At 46.2% G+C, this 13950-nt stretch carries 13 protein-coding genes and 1 pseudogene; 7 read left to right on the plus strand and 7 right to left on the minus strand.

The genetic code is table 11. From position 1 onward, the window contains the following. Window positions 1-132: 132 nt before the first annotated feature. Window positions 133-792, minus strand: a complete 660-nt coding sequence (locus QT996_RS11065) for an HAD family hydrolase (RefSeq protein WP_333046553.1) — start codon at window positions 790-792, stop codon at window positions 133-135. A gap of 111 nt (window positions 793-903) precedes the next feature. Between QT996_RS11065 and QT996_RS11070 the strand changes: the two are divergent. Together QT996_RS11070 and QT996_RS11075 are read left to right on the plus strand one after the other, a co-directional pair. Next, a pseudogene (locus tag QT996_RS11070) lies at window positions 904-1080 on the plus strand (Uma2 family endonuclease); the annotation flags it as partial. Between the two features lie 118 nt (window positions 1081-1198). Beyond that, window positions 1199-3007 carry an aspartate kinase gene (locus QT996_RS11075; RefSeq protein ID WP_333046554.1) on the plus strand — a complete coding sequence of 603 codons (1809 nt, stop codon included), beginning with the start codon at window positions 1199-1201 and terminating at the stop codon, window positions 3005-3007. A 118-nt stretch (window positions 3008-3125) separates the two neighbouring features. Here the strand turns inward: QT996_RS11075 and QT996_RS11080 are convergent, their stop codons facing one another. Both QT996_RS11080 and dcm read right to left on the minus strand, forming a co-directional pair. Further along, complete coding sequence (locus QT996_RS11080; protein ID WP_333046556.1) at window positions 3126-3566, minus strand: DUF29 family protein; 441 nt, start codon at window positions 3564-3566, stop codon at window positions 3126-3128. Window positions 3567-3654: 88 nt separating this feature from the next. Next, window positions 3655-4707: a DNA (cytosine-5-)-methyltransferase gene (gene dcm / locus QT996_RS11085; protein WP_333046559.1), complete on the minus strand. Its 1053-nt coding sequence runs from the start codon at window positions 4705-4707 to the stop codon at window positions 3655-3657. Window positions 4708-5036: 329 nt separating this feature from the next. On the opposite strand from dcm, the gene QT996_RS11090 reads away from it, so the two are divergent. Continuing rightward, window positions 5037-5420: a DUF4346 domain-containing protein gene (locus tag QT996_RS11090; RefSeq protein ID WP_190734275.1), complete on the plus strand. Its 384-nt coding sequence runs from the start codon at window positions 5037-5039 to the stop codon at window positions 5418-5420. A 67-nt stretch (window positions 5421-5487) separates the two neighbouring features. Here the strand turns inward: QT996_RS11090 and psb32 are convergent, their stop codons facing one another. Further along, entirely contained in the window at window positions 5488-6210 is a 723-nt protein-coding gene (psb32, locus tag QT996_RS11095) for a photosystem II repair protein Psb32 (protein ID WP_333046560.1), read from the minus strand. Between the two features lie 132 nt (window positions 6211-6342). Here psb32 and QT996_RS11100 point away from each other — a divergent pair, with 132 nt between their 5' ends. Then, the gene (locus QT996_RS11100) at window positions 6343-6573 is read left to right on the plus strand and encodes a hypothetical protein (protein ID WP_333046561.1); all 231 of its coding nucleotides are present in this window, start codon (window positions 6343-6345) and stop codon (window positions 6571-6573) included. Between the two features lie 158 nt (window positions 6574-6731). Here QT996_RS11100 and QT996_RS11105 read toward each other — a convergent pair whose 3' ends face one another. Next, window positions 6732-7277 (minus strand): NADPH-dependent FMN reductase, encoded by a 546-nt coding sequence (locus tag QT996_RS11105; protein ID WP_333046618.1) that lies wholly within the window; start codon window positions 7275-7277, stop codon window positions 6732-6734. A gap of 340 nt (window positions 7278-7617) precedes the next feature. Here QT996_RS11105 and ftsH point away from each other — a divergent pair, with 340 nt between their 5' ends. Then, window positions 7618-9552: an ATP-dependent zinc metalloprotease FtsH gene (gene ftsH, locus QT996_RS11110; RefSeq protein WP_333046562.1), complete on the plus strand. Its 1935-nt coding sequence runs from the start codon at window positions 7618-7620 to the stop codon at window positions 9550-9552. Window positions 9553-9735: 183 nt separating this feature from the next. On the opposite strand, the gene QT996_RS11115 is transcribed toward ftsH, so the two are convergent. Next, window positions 9736-10356 (minus strand): M23 family metallopeptidase, encoded by a 621-nt coding sequence (locus QT996_RS11115; RefSeq protein WP_445243923.1) that lies wholly within the window; start codon window positions 10354-10356, stop codon window positions 9736-9738. Between the two features lie 414 nt (window positions 10357-10770). Here QT996_RS11115 and QT996_RS11120 point away from each other — a divergent pair, with 414 nt between their 5' ends. After that, window positions 10771-11151 (plus strand): hypothetical protein, encoded by a 381-nt coding sequence (locus tag QT996_RS11120; RefSeq protein WP_333046563.1) that lies wholly within the window; start codon window positions 10771-10773, stop codon window positions 11149-11151. A gap of 244 nt (window positions 11152-11395) precedes the next feature. Here QT996_RS11120 and QT996_RS11125 read toward each other — a convergent pair whose 3' ends face one another. Then, a complete protein-coding gene (locus QT996_RS11125; RefSeq protein ID WP_333046565.1) occupies window positions 11396-12205 on the minus strand; it encodes a phytanoyl-CoA dioxygenase family protein in 810 nt (269 codons plus the stop codon). Window positions 12206-12374: 169 nt separating this feature from the next. On the opposite strand from QT996_RS11125, the gene QT996_RS11130 reads away from it, so the two are divergent. Beyond that, window positions 12375-13823 (plus strand): RecQ family ATP-dependent DNA helicase, encoded by a 1449-nt coding sequence (locus QT996_RS11130; RefSeq protein ID WP_333046566.1) that lies wholly within the window; start codon window positions 12375-12377, stop codon window positions 13821-13823. The last annotated feature ends 127 nt before the right edge of the window (window positions 13824-13950 follow it).

Consider the following 13950-nt stretch of genomic DNA (forward strand, 5'->3'; position numbering starts at 1 on the left):
GGCTTACAGGTTCGCGCATTTATTTTTTCGAGTGAATCAAAACAAATTGAGCGTCCGGCTCTAGTAAAATATTTTTTTATTTATTTTTTTATTTAAAGGATTCACACTCTTCTAAAAAAAACAGAGTCAAGATTAATTTTGAACGAGCGCGACCAATTCCGAAATATCCTCGATCGCGAAAGTCGGTTCTAGGGCGAGACACTGAGCGCGATCGCCATATCCGTAAGCTGCCCAACAAACATCTATCCCAGCATTTTTAGCAAACAGCAAATCAATCGCTGTATCGCCCACCATTAAAATTTGACTGTTATCCAACTCCGGGAACAGCGGTTTAATAATCGAGTGAAAAACAGCCGGATTCGGCTTCAGAAGAATTTGTCCGTCATCACCTAAAATTAAATCAAAAAAACTCTGGATTTTCAATTTTTGCAGTAACAAATTCACAAAACTAACGTGTTTGTTGCTAAAAACTCCCAGGCTCAATCCAGAATGGCGCGCCAACTGCACAATTTGCTTTGTCCCCGGGAATAAATCTACCTGCTTTTCACCTTCCCTCCGATAATAAGAGCGATAAGTTTCAACCCATTCGGGAATTGCGCTTTCCTCAATCGCCGGATGGAGGATTTTAAAACTATTGGGTAAATTGATGCCAATCGTACCTATAATAGTATCAGCAGCAGGCGGGGTAATATTGAAACTTTCAAAAGTTTTGGTAAAGCAAAATACAATAGCTTTGTGAGTAATTGCCAAAGTGCCGTCGAAGTCAAAAATAATTAACTTGTACTGACTCATATTATTTAAAATATTCTAGATAGCAATCGGAGGTTGGCCACGACATAATAGCATAATTAATCTCTCCTTCACCAATTATAAGTATAATTTTTCAACATTCAAGAGGTCAACATGAGTGTCACCGAAAAACCCGAAATTGTAGCAACTGATTTCCCAGACCACACTCAATTACCAGACTCCGACGGTACTTTTGTGAAAAATTTTCAAGAACACCCTCAAAGCATCCTATTAACAACATCAATTCGACCCATTTTAGACCAAATTCATCCCGACGGACAATACTGCATGTGCTGTAAAAACCCGATCGCCTAGCAGCCTCCTCAGAAACGATATAAACATTCATCGGTTATTATCAAAAATTTGCGTATATTAACTTAAGTATTGCATCACTTTTTGTGTAAGTCCTATGGCACTAATTGTTCAGAAATATGGCGGAACCTCGGTTGGCACAGTCGATCGCATTCTGGAAGTAGCCCGACGAGTAGTAAAAACAGCACAGCTTGGCAACTCTCTCGTTGTCGTACTTTCGGCGATGGGCAAAACCACCGACGGTTTAGTTAAACTCGCCAAGGAAATTTCCGCAAATCCCAACAAGCGGGAAATGGATATGTTGCTTTCCACTGGGGAACAAGTCTCGATCGCACTTTTGAGCATGGCATTGCAGGAAATGGGACAGCCCGCCATTTCCCTCACCGGCGCCCAAGTCGGCATTGTCACCGAAGCAGCCCACACCCGCGCCCGGATTTTGCGAATCGACCCAAATCGGCTTGAGAGCCAGTTAAAAAGCGGTAAAGTCGTTGTGGTTGCGGGGTTCCAAGGCATAGCCGATGCCGGAGAATTGGAAATTACCACCTTGGGCCGTGGCGGTTCCGACACGACAGCAGTTGCCCTCGCCGCAGCGCTGCGGGCAGACAGGTGCGAAATTTATACCGACGTGCCCGGAATTCTGACTACAGATCCGCGCTTGGTTGCCGACGCCCAATTAATGGACGAAATCACCTGCGACGAAATGCTTGAATTGGCGAGTTTGGGCGCAAAAGTCCTGCACCCGCGCGCGGTAGAAATTGCCAAAAATTACGGCGTGCCGCTGGTAGTGCTTTCTAGCTGGAGTGACGCCCCCGGTACGCGGGTAGTGTCCCCACCCCCGAAACTTCGGCCTTTGGAGGGTTTGGAGCTCGCAACCGCGGTGGATGCGGTGGAATTTGACTTAGATCAGGCAGGGGTGTCGCTGCTGCGTTTGCCCGATCGCCCCGGCGTAGCAGCGCGGTTGTTTGGTGCGATCGCCCAACAAAACCTCGATGTAGACTTAATTATCCAGTCAATTCATGAAGGAAATACTAACGATATCGCCTTCACAGTGACGCGAAAATCTCTCCAACAAGCTACTGCGGTTGCAGATGCAATTATTCCCACCCTCGGCAAGAATTCTCGCCCAGAATTGGGAGAACCGGAAGTGAAAGCAGAAGAGCGGCCAATAGCTAAAGTTAGCATTGCGGGTGCGGGAATGATCGGTCGTCCGAGGGTAGCGGCGCAGATGTTTAAGACTTTAGCGGATGCGGGAATTAACATTCAAATGATTTCTACATCCGAGGTGAAAGTTAGTTGTGCGATCGATGCCGAAGATTGCGATCGGGCCGTTGCCGAACTCTGCAAAACATTTGATGTTGCCAACTCCCCTATTGGGCTGCGTTCATCATCCCAAAAACCGCCCGCAGTCCGCGCCGTTGCGTTGGATATCAATCAAGCGCGTCTAGCAATTCGCCAATTGCCCGATCGCCCCGGAGTAGCAGCAAAACTGTTCGGACTTTTAGCCGAGGAAAATATCAGCGTAGACACGATCATTCAGTCGCAGCGCTGCCACAATATAGACGGCATATTAACTCGCGACATTGCATTTACCGTAGCGCAAATTGACGCCGAAGCTGCTAAAAACGCCCTTGAAAAATCGGCGCTTGAATTCGGATGGGGCGAAGTAGCAGTCGATACACAAATTGCCAAAGTTAGCGTTGTCGGTTCCGGGATGGTAGCGCATCCGGGAGTAGCGGCAAAGATGTTTGAAGCGCTTTCCCGCCAGCAAATCAACATTCAAATGATTGCAACTTCTGAGATTAAAATTAGCTGCGTTGTGGATGAGGAACAAGGTGTAACTGCTTTGAAAGCAATTCACGCAGCCTTTGAACTGGCCGGCACCGAAAAAATCCAAGTTCCCGCCTAATCAAGTAGGGAAACGGCACTGGCGTGTCCTTACAAAAATCGAGGAGACAGCAATGCCGTTTCCCTACAATTAATTGAGGTAGGGAAACGGCATTGCCGTCTCCTGACTTTGGGTAACTTTAGTCCTTATCTTCAGCTTCTTGTGAAATTAAAGTCATTGCTTGATTAATAAGTGCCTCTTGATTCACTAACTGCGACAATTCTTTTGGTTCATAACGCCCTTCTTCCACTTCTAGGGAAGCTTTATTAATAGCTTGTCGATACGCCATTTCTAAAACAATGAGTAACTCTTCTAGAGGTAAGTAAAATCCCGCGCCTCTCGGTCGCTTATTTTCCTCCTGAATTTCTAAAACCGAGTTCCGAATCGAGATATCCCAAGAGCGAGTTGTACGATTTTCAGCTTGCTGTTTAATCAGATGCAATAGTAAAATCACTGCATAGCTGCGAATAGTTTTAATGATGTCTTTTTTGCTCATTTCTTCTAGTTCTTCAACTATAGCTAATGACCCAGGTATATCCCCTTTTAGCAGTAAGCTTTTTAAGGTGAGTAATTCTTCCATGACAACTATATCTATCTTGGGTGACTTATATTATAGCTCAAAGTTAGCGCTTGGTTAAGGCTAAAATTGTTTAATAACAAAATTTATTTCAAGTAATAGTGTTAACTAGAGTCCCGGCTTCTACAAGCAGTTGAAACTCTGGGCATCTTTGTAGTTCCTTCTTTTCATCATATAATAAATTTTGACTTAATATTTCTTTGGCGATCGCCTCCACAACCGGTACACAAACCGAATTCCCAATTTGCTTGTAACTTTCCCCTGCACTCGGATAACTTTTAAAATCTTCAGGAAAACCCATAAGTCGATAACATTCCTTAAGCGTCAACTTTCTCACAATATCTTGCTCAGGAATGTAGATAAAAAACCTGCCCGAGGTTTCTTGCGAAGGAATTGTGGGATGCACTCCATCTACCGAATAAATGCGATTAGGCTGTCTGTGAACTCTCGATAAATGTTCTGTATTTGGCCTCACGCCCGTTTTCCAAGTACCTTTATTTCTGTAACCTACAAATACCAGTCCCGAATCTTGCTTTCTCGGAGACTCAATTAAAGTATACTCAGATTTGTCCAATATTTCAAAATGCCCTGTCTCGTCTAGAAATTCTCTGAGTTGCGGAGGAAACTTGCTTTTAAGTCGAGAAAAATTGAAGTCTTTACCTTTAGTTGCAATAATGAATATTCTTTCACGATGTTGAGGAATTCCAAAGTCTTTAGCATTCAGCATTTTGTACTTCACGCTGTATCCCAACTCTCTCAGGCTGGCAATAATTACTTTTAATGTATTTCCCTTGTCGTGATGGATTAAGTGCTTGACATTTTCTAGGACAATTACTTGAGGTTGTTTTACTTTAATAATTTTACAAATCTCGAAAAACAGTGTGCCTCTCGTATCTTCAAAACCCAACTTTTTGCCACAGATGCTAAAAGGTTGGCAAGGAAAGCCGGCGACTAAAACATCAAAGTCTGCTAAATCGGCGGGATTGATGTTACTGATGTCGGCAAAAGGAACGTCACTGAAATTATCCTGGTAAACTTCTCGGCATTTGCTGTTAATTTCGCAGGAAAAAGCGCATTCAAAGCCAACTCTTTCAAAACCTTGTCTGAAACCTCCTATTCCTGAAAACAAATCTATAAATTTCATCTCTAATTTAATACAAAATGTTATTCATCCCAATGATAACATATTTTATTTTTCTCTCTTATTTCACTCTGCGTTCTCTGCGCTCTCTGCGGTTCATTCTATCAATTTCAACAACTCTTCCTACAGCCCTCAATCTTATACCACTCATTAAAAATCGCACAACCCCGCACCGGACTTAGGCTCAGCCCTGTCCCCAGAGATATCCCAGAGAATGTCGATCGCCCAAACTTTCCCCCGCATCCAACCAATGTCCCAAACTTGTCCCGCAGCCGACTAAACTAGAAATAGCAGCAAAAATTACAGCTATTGTTTACTTTCTTTCACCAACCATGAGTCAAACCTTGGAAAACCTCACCGCAATTGATGACAAGCTATCCAAACGCCACATCGACCTCGATCCAGGCGGCTACTTCATCATCTATCTCGATCGCGAAACCAGCTTAATTTGTGCCAAACATTTCACCAACATCATCGACGATCGAGGCCTGGCCGTCGATCCCGAAACTGGTAAACCAATCCCCGCCCGTGGCAAAGTAGAACGCACAGAAGTCACACTTTTTACCGGCAGAACCGCCAAAGAGCTTTGCGTCAAAATCCTAGAAGAAACCCGCCCCAGCCCGGTGACAATGTTAGATCACGCGGCTTATCTGGGACGGGAATTTGTACGGGCAGAAATTGCATTGTTGAGCGATCGAGAATACGTTCAAGATTAGTCGAAGCATCAACTGTTTAAAAACCTCGCTGTCAACAGTCAACAGTCAACAGTCAACAGTCAACTGTTCAAGAAAAACCTTGATACCAGAAATAAGTCACCATCGGAATCACTGTCGCCAATACCAACAGCACAACCACAACAACTGTGGCATTGCCTTGGTCTGTTTCTTCAGCTTTTTTAAACGTGCCTTCAACTTGAATGTTGTCCACAACTTCAGGAGGACCCGGATCGGGTTCGCCCGACAAAACAGTTGCAATGCGCGTACTTGCAGCCGTAAATGCCTCGTTGTATTTATTGGCTTCCCGCAGCGGCACTTGCACGGTTTCCCCAGCTACACTCTGGGCAATTTCATCGGTTAGCAGGGACTTAACCCCTTCGCCGGTGCGAATTGCCGCGCTGTTGGTAACAGTGTCGAGAACGAGTAAAATTTGATTAGTCTGGTCTTCTTTTGCGGGAAACCACTGTTCAAACAGTTGGTCGGTGAAAGTGGCAGCCGTTTCGCCGTAGTCTAAGCGGTGGATGGTGACAAATCTGACTTGTTTCCCTGTTTTGTTTTCCAGATTGTCGAGCACGCTGCTGATATTGCTTTCGCTGCTGCGGCTGAGCACGTCGCCTTTGTCGAACACCCAAGTTCGATCGCCCGCCGACAACAGTGGGATTTCGTATACACCCGTCGCCAATGCTGGCAATACCGCCATCTGCGATGCGATTAGGGCGATCGCGATCGTCGTCGCCAAAGGTTGGAGATATTTTCTCCAGTTAAATAATTGCTTCAGGAGTCGAGTCATGAGGTTAACCGTAAAACTGACTTTTTTCCAAAAATACTATAGAAACCTCCGTAAAATTCATTTTATGCAGGGCAATATTTACAATTAGCTCGCCAGTGGAACTCCCCGCCCGATTATTTTAGGATTCTCACTATGGAACCAGCAGACACTTATAAAGGTTGGATTATTCAATCTCAGAAAGTCTTCTACGTCGAGGTTTGGGATAGTCGCGGCAACCGCCACGTCGCCGTCCAAAATGCCAAGACTGAGGAGGAAGCTTTGGAATTGGCCAAAAACTGGATTGACAAATATGAGTCAAAACCCGGAAGAATGCCGATCGACGTACCCCATCCTTTCGGAGACATGATCGATATGCCATTTTAACTCTGTTGACTGTTGACTGTTGACTGTTGACTGTTACATTACAGCTTGTAGGGTGCTCTACTAGAGAAAAAAGCTCTTCAAATCGAGAAATTATGGCAACTGACGCATCCGAATAATAGGCCAGTTGCGTCCAGGAGTGCGTTTTTCCTGAAATACAATTACGAAATTCCTTGCAATTTCCGCGTATTTTCTACCAAACTCCGAGCAAATTCGTCGAACCTTTCAGACAGTTTTTCATCCAACAATTTACCATCAGGACTAAAAGCTTTCCAAGCTTGTCCGATCGCAATTTGTTCCGGAATTACCCAAGCGTGCACCCATCTCAAAATCACGCGCAAATCGTTGAGTGCGTTGCTGTTAACTTGCCCTCCCAAAACGCTAATCGCACCCGCAACTTTCCCGTCCAAATGCTCAAAACTCATCAAATCTAGGGCATTCTTGAGAGCACCGCTGACGCTACCGTGATACTCCGGTGTTGCCAATATCAAGCCGTCGGCTTGCTTAACCGCATTCTGCAGCTTTTCCACATCCGGGTAATCGATATAATCATTCTCACCATTGCAGAATGGCAGATTTAGCGATCGCAAATCGAAGATTTCAACTTCTGCGCCCAGGACCTGCGCCCGTTCTGCTGCCACCTCCAATGCTAACTGGCTGTAGGAGCCAGCCCGCAAACTTCCACCAATGCCGACTATTTTTACCATAAAGCTTAAAAACAATAACTGTTTTTCTAAAACGTACTCATTACGAGTATGATTAACATAGCAAGTTCGATAGACAACTGTCAATCGATTTTAGATTTTAGATTTACGGATGGGGCCCAGAAACCGGGTTTTTTGAGCAAAATACTTCCTTGCAGCCCCCAGATTAGGTAAAAAACCCGGTTTCTAGAGGAACAGTGGATTCAAAACCCCCCTCTTGAGGGGTCTCTTGAGATCCAGCGAGAGATAAACCCATTCAACACTCGCCATCTTGTTAAAATAAATGAACGTAGCAAACCAAAAGCGGTCAATCTTGGCAGTCTTCAACCTTGGGCAAAGCAATATGAAAAATTCTTGGAAACACGCATGGCTGGGGCATCTAGCTGTAAACAAAGACAAATCGAGCCAGAATCCTAAAAAATCAATTCCAGGACGGAATCTTTGGCGCATCCTGGGCAGTTTGGTGATTTCTCAAGGAATATTGCTCTCGACCCCGGTGTTTGCCGACAGCGCGCCAAACACCATGAGTTACAGCCAACTGATCGACAACATAGAAAAAGGGCAAGTCAGTAAAATCGAAGTAGACGAAACTCAAAAAACTGCCAAGGTTAAGCTAAAAAATCAAAAAAGCGATTTAACCCAATCAGTTAGTCTGTTCGACTACAACAACCGAGAACTGTACTCGCAAATCCGCGCCAAAAAGATTGACTTTGAAGTCAAACAAACAGCCGACAACGCGGCCGCAGTCAGTTTAGTAGTAAACTTGCTAGTGATTTTTGCAGTGTTGGCAGTGTTGATGGCAATCCTGCGCCGATCGACCCAATCTCAAGGAAATGCCATGAACTTCGGCAAATCCAAAGCTCGTTTCCAAATGGAAGCCAAAACCGGCGTGATGTTCGACGACGTAGCAGGCATCGAAGAAGCTAAAGAAGAACTGCAAGAAGTCGTAACCTTCCTCAAAAAACCCGAACGGTTCAACGCCATAGGCGCCAAAATTCCCAGAGGAGTTCTGTTAATCGGGCCTCCAGGAACCGGCAAAACAATGCTGGCAAAAGCCATCGCAGGCGAAGCAGCCGTCCCCTTCTTCAGCATCTCCGGTTCCGAATTTGTCGAAATGTTTGTCGGAGTTGGCGCCTCCCGCGTCCGCGACTTGTTCCGCAAAGCTAAAGAAAATTCGCCCTGCATCGTCTTCATCGACGAAATAGACGCCGTAGGAAGGCAGCGCGGCGCTGGTATCGGCGGCGGCAACGACGAACGCGAACAAACTCTCAATCAGTTGCTGACAGAAATGGACGGCTTTGAGGGTAACAGTGGCGTGATTGTGATTGCAGCTACTAACCGCCCCGACGTACTCGATACCGCCCTGCTGCGGCCCGGCAGGTTCGATCGCCAAGTAACGGTAGATTTGCCCAGTTACAAAGGGCGTTTAGGGATTTTGCAAGTTCACGCGCGCAACAAAAAACTCGACCCAGAAGTTGCCCTAGACACGATCGCCCGTCGCACTCCCGGCTTTTCCGGCGCCGACTTGGCAAACTTGCTCAACGAAGCAGCAATTCTCACCGCGCGGCGTCGTAAAGACACTATTAGCAACTTAGAAGTTTACGACGCGCTCGACCGGATCACGATCGGGCTTAGCCTCAACCCGCTGCTAGATAGCAAGAAAAAGTGGATAGTAGCATACCACGAAGTCGGACACGCCCTAGTCGCGACCATGCTCAAAAATGCCGATCCACTTGAAAAAGTAACGATTATTCCCCGTTCCGGCGGTATCGCAGGCTTTGCTAAGTTTGCCCTCGACGACGAAATGCTCGATAGTGAAGGTCTGAGGAGTCGGGCTTGGCTGTTAAGCCAGATTACAGTAGCCTTGGGGGGACGGGCGACAGAGGCTGAAGTTTACGGCGATGCTGAAGTAACCATGGGTGCCAGCGGCGATATCAAAGCAGTTAGCAGTCTCGCGAGGGAGATGGTAACGCTTTATGGAATGTCGGATTTGGGGCCTGTGGCTTTGGAAAGTCCGAACAATGAGGTCTTTTTGGGTCAGAGCTGGAATTCGCGATCAGAGTATTCCGAAGAAATGGCAATCAAGATCGATCGGCAAGTCCGGGAAATTGCCTTTAACTGCTACGAAGAAGCTCGCCGGATTATCCGTGAAAACCGCCATTTGGTAGACAAACTTGTCGAAGCGCTGTTGGATGAAGAAACGATCGACGGCGACGAATTCCGTCAAATTGTCTCTCGGTACAGCGAGTTGACCAAAAAAGAGTTGACACCGAGGTAAAGAGTCAGTTGGCAGTGGTCAGTGGTCATTCGTTATATCATGTCCGCCTAATCACTTACGATATGTCCGCAGGGAGTGAAACCAAGCAATCGCAATGTTTCTGCGATTGCTTCTCTACGGTCGCAATGACAAGTGTTTAACCGGACAATATATTATTGGTAATAACTGTCAACTGTCAACTGTTTAAGATTGTTGCGCGTACATTTCCCGGAGTACCAAAGCCGGGTCTACCCAGCGGCCGCCGTACTTCAATCCCCAGTGCAAGTGAGGCCCACTCGTGCGGCCGGTCATCCCAACTCTGGCAATTCTCGCACCCGCAGGCACAGTTTGACCCTGCCAAATTTGCAAGGTACCTTCGCTATCGGTATAATAACGCCCGCCGTTAGCCGTTAGCACTCGGCCTCTGAGGTGACAGTAGATGTGTTCCCAATTTCCAGATCGCACCACCATACCAGTGCCGCACCGGCCATCTTCCCAAACTTCCACAATTTGCCCGGCCCACCAATTGCGGATATAGCTGCCTTCCGGGGCCGCCATGTCCAAACCGTAATGAAAATCTCCCCCGCGGGGGCCGAAGGCGGAAGTGTATGTTTCAAAGTTTTCGACTGGAAAAGAAGCTTCTTGCCACAAATTACCCGTCGCTACTCTGCTTGGTAAGCCTGACTGAGCTTTGACCACCTGCTGCTGCAAATAAGGGCTGATTAACACAATGCCGATCGAAAGTGCCAGCAGCAGCATCTGTCTGAGACGAAAAAAGCGTTTTACCGTCAGCGGGCCTCTAGAGTCTTGCAGGATTTTTTTCACGGCTCAAAGTTAAATGTGTGTGTGAGTGTGCGTTGTCTGTTAGGCTCACATCTTGCACCCTTGTCAATAAAGCTTTCAGGGGCGGGCTTTCCGGCCCACCAAAAAAATCATTCTTTGTGGAACGGGTATCTTCCCCGTTGTTGAGAAGGGCGCAAGATGTAAATTATGCCAATTCGCTGCAAGATTGGCTTTGAGCTCTACCCGCGATCGCGAATCAGTTTATCAACAACGTGTATCTTACTCCATCCAAAACCCGTGTCAAGGCTTCCGGGTAAATGCCCAGGGGTGATAAAAAAAAATTGGCCGAGGAATTCGTGCTGCGGTTGAATTCGATCGAGCTTTTGCTTAACACTATAGTAGTTCGGGGATTTTGGATCTCATCCAACATCTCAAATTCATAACACACATCAAGCAATGCTTACTGAAATTTTTCCCTTTAGTTTTGCGATAGATGCAACTGCGATCGCCGGTGCGTCCTTGTGGTCTTTGGCTTTGTACTGGGGTTTGTCGCCCCTGACAGAATGGGTAATCCTGCAACTCAACCGCTGGATGAATTTTGCCGAGAGATCCCTCTACACGTCGGAAGCCGAGTTTGAAAGAACCCGCCAAGCGAGAGAAGCTCAAAATGCCTTTTACGCTTCGCTGTTGAGCATTTTGCCCTTTTTGATTGTGGGCGGATTGTGCAATTGGGGGGTCGAATTGTCTCTGGGCACTGGTTGGGCGGTATCTATGGGTACGATCGCCTGTATTGGTGGCGGCGTTTACGAACTCGGCCGCCGTGACGGTCAATCTTAGGCGATTTTAGAGTTTGGATTTTGGATTTTGGATTGCTGAAGATATTCGGGAATTCGCAGGGTTCTAGAATGGACGATCTTCTCAAATCCAAAACTCAAAATCTAAAATAGACGAGCAATTACATAAATTTTTGAGAGGGTCCGTCAACCGCAGATCTAAGGCAGATAAACACAGATAAACGCAGATAATTGCCTGTTATGGGGAGGCAATTAATGCAATTTAAGTCTCAAATTTATCATATATTTCACCCGTAATTTGACTCGGGATGCTTGCCTAAAAGCCGCAGTTGCCGTTCAGTAGCGGTAGCGATAATTTCGGGGTTAAACTGCCACGGCCAAGGCGAAAATTTCTGGGCGATGTTGCGGTGGGAATAATGCACTTGCAGTAAGTAGCGAGTTCCATCTGTGGTCGTATTTCGGCCGCCGGAGTGCCAAATTTCACTGCGAAAAAATAACACATCTCCGGCTTTGCATAAAACTGGTTCTGGGGAGTGTCCGTTCCAAGTTTCTTCCCCGCGATCTGGTTTTCGACCAGACTTGTAACTACCAGGAATAATGTAGGTAGGACAGAGGTCTTCTGCGATGTCGCTGAGATAGAAATGGGCTGTACAAATCCATACTGGCAGTTGAAAAGTGCGATCGGCAAACACGCTTTCGGGCACGGGTACAAACACCTGATCGACGTGGACGCGCCAACCATCATAACCGGGCCCGCTTTTCCACGCAGTCATGCCGATAATGTGGCAATCGCTGCCCATTAATGCTTCGGCTAATTCAATGATACCGGGTCGATCGGCATAGGAGAGCCACAGGCGATCGCGATTAAAAACGCACTTAAAATGCTGGTTCAATTCACTCCAACTGCTACCGTCGAGTCCGAAGGGTTGCAGGCGATCGAGTGCTTCCTTGGTTTGCGCCACTTCCGACGGACTGAGTACACCAGGAATCAGCGCAAAACCATCTTCATGCACTGCTTCTGCTAGACCTGCGGTATCCAAAAGATCACAAGTCTTTTGCCGATAGCTGAAAACTTCGCTTAACGTGCTTGCGTTCATAATTCCAAAAGTAAAATTATTAACTGTTATTAAATTAACACTTATTCTGCTCGATACTTGCATACTATGAAACCAACCACCCGGTTTATTGGTACATCAGGACTTACACAAAATTTAATTATGTAGGGCACGCACTGCTCACATTACGTCTGATTTGGGGATAAATCAAATGAAATGCCAACCAGAACCAACATCATTAAATCAAGCCCGCGCCGCCTTCCAAAAAATATGGGGATACGACGACTTTCGACCACCCCAAGGAGAAATCGTCGGCAGTTTATTAGCCGGAAAAGATACAATTATAATTATGCCGACAGGTGGTGGCAAATCAATCTGCTTTCAACTGCCAGCTTTGTTACAAACAGGCTTAACGTTGGTAGTTTCGCCGTTAGTCGCACTGATGGAAAATCAAGTGCAAGAATTGCGCGATCGCAATCTTCCCGCTTCCCTCCTCCACAGTCAATTGCCAACAGCGCAGCGCCGACAAACTATGCAGTCGCTGCAACAAAACAAATTAAGATTGCTGTACCTGTCTCCCGAAACATTACTCAGCAAACCTGTCTGGGAAATTATCAGTCAGCCGCACATCCAAATCAACGGTTTAATATTAGATGAAGCTCACTGTTTAGTGCAGTGGGGCGATACTTTTAGACCAGCTTACCGCCGTTTGGGCACAGTGCGATCGGCTTTGTTGAAAGCTAAACCAGCAAATAGTAAAATTGCGATCGCAGCTTTCACCGCTACCGCCAACCCGGAAGCACAAAAAACAATCAAAAATGTCTTGAAACTGCAAAAACCAGAAGCCTTTCTGCTAAGTCCCTACCGTTCTAACCTGCACCTGCAAGTGCAGACTGTGTGGACACGGAGAGGACGCAAGCAGCAGTTATTAAATTTTATCAAAGCTAGACCAAAACAAGCCGGTTTAGTCTATGTCCGCACCAGAAAAGATAGCGAGAACTTGGCGGATTTGTTGAAAGAAGCAGGTTATGAAACAGCCGCCTATCATGCAGGTTTGAGCCCCGAATCACGAAGAAAAATAGAAAAAGCTTGGCTGAACAATGAGCTTAAATTTGTGACTTGTACCTCAGCATTCGGGATGGGAATTAATAAGCCCGATGTCCGGTGGGTTGTTCACTTTCAAGCACCTTTGCTATTATCGGAATACATTCAGGAAATTGGTAGAGGCGGACGCGACGGCAAATCGGCGATCGCCCTGACATTGATTAGCGAACCGACGGGTTTGCTTTATCCTGAAGATAAACAAAGAGGGCAATTTTTTCAAGATAAATTGCGATCGCAATATCGAGAAGCTCAGCAATTAGCCAAAAAACTGCCAGTTAAAGGCGATATAGAAGCAGTTTCCCGCGAATTTCCCGAAAGCGATCTCGCCCTTTCAATCTTGCACAGCAGCGGACAATTAACATGGCAAGATCCTTTTAATTATGCGATCGATAAATCTGCACAGCAAAAAGCCGAAAAATCAAATTTTACCGCAGCCGAAGAAATGGCAAAATATCTCAAACATCGCCAGTGTAGGTGGCAATTTTTGCTGCAAGCTTTTGGGTTTGCAAATGAGGCAAAATCTATGCAGTGCGGCCACTGCGACAATTGTCGATAGAAAAGACGATTATACTCAAACGACTTAACCACTCCGACCAAAGAAACCGGGTTTTTTACCCAGTCTGCGGGCAGAAACGAAGTATTGCAGTGAAAAAACCCGGTTTCTCGCTACCCGTGCGATCGCG

It is taken from the genome of Microcoleus sp. S13C4 (genome assembly GCF_036700865.1).
Taxonomy (GTDB): Bacteria; Cyanobacteriota; Cyanobacteriia; order Cyanobacteriales; family Microcoleaceae; genus Microcoleus.

Excerpts from the sequence above, each read along its gene's own strand:
- QT996_RS11090 (WP_190734275.1), top strand. The coding sequence starts at position 5,037 with ATGAGTCAAACCTTGGAAAACCTCACCGCAATTGATGACAAGCTATCC.
- QT996_RS11065 (WP_333046553.1), bottom strand. The coding sequence starts at position 792 with ATGAGTCAGTACAAGTTAATTATTTTTGACTTCGACGGCACTTTGGCA.
- QT996_RS11130 (WP_333046566.1), top strand. The coding sequence starts at position 12,375 with ATGAAATGCCAACCAGAACCAACATCATTAAATCAAGCCCGCGCCGCC.
- QT996_RS11120 (WP_333046563.1), top strand. The coding sequence starts at position 10,771 with ATGCTTACTGAAATTTTTCCCTTTAGTTTTGCGATAGATGCAACTGCG.
- QT996_RS11080 (WP_333046556.1), bottom strand. The coding sequence starts at position 3,566 with ATGGAAGAATTACTCACCTTAAAAAGCTTACTGCTAAAAGGGGATATA.
- psb32 (WP_333046560.1), bottom strand. The coding sequence starts at position 6,210 with ATGACTCGACTCCTGAAGCAATTATTTAACTGGAGAAAATATCTCCAA.
- dcm (WP_333046559.1), bottom strand. The coding sequence starts at position 4,707 with ATGAAATTTATAGATTTGTTTTCAGGAATAGGAGGTTTCAGACAAGGT.
- ftsH (WP_333046562.1), top strand. The coding sequence starts at position 7,618 with ATGAAAAATTCTTGGAAACACGCATGGCTGGGGCATCTAGCTGTAAAC.
- QT996_RS11105 (WP_333046618.1), bottom strand. The coding sequence starts at position 7,277 with ATGGTAAAAATAGTCGGCATTGGTGGAAGTTTGCGGGCTGGCTCCTAC.
- QT996_RS11100 (WP_333046561.1), top strand. The coding sequence starts at position 6,343 with ATGGAACCAGCAGACACTTATAAAGGTTGGATTATTCAATCTCAGAAA.
- QT996_RS11075 (WP_333046554.1), top strand. The coding sequence starts at position 1,199 with ATGGCACTAATTGTTCAGAAATATGGCGGAACCTCGGTTGGCACAGTC.
- QT996_RS11125 (WP_333046565.1), bottom strand. The coding sequence starts at position 12,205 with ATGAACGCAAGCACGTTAAGCGAAGTTTTCAGCTATCGGCAAAAGACT.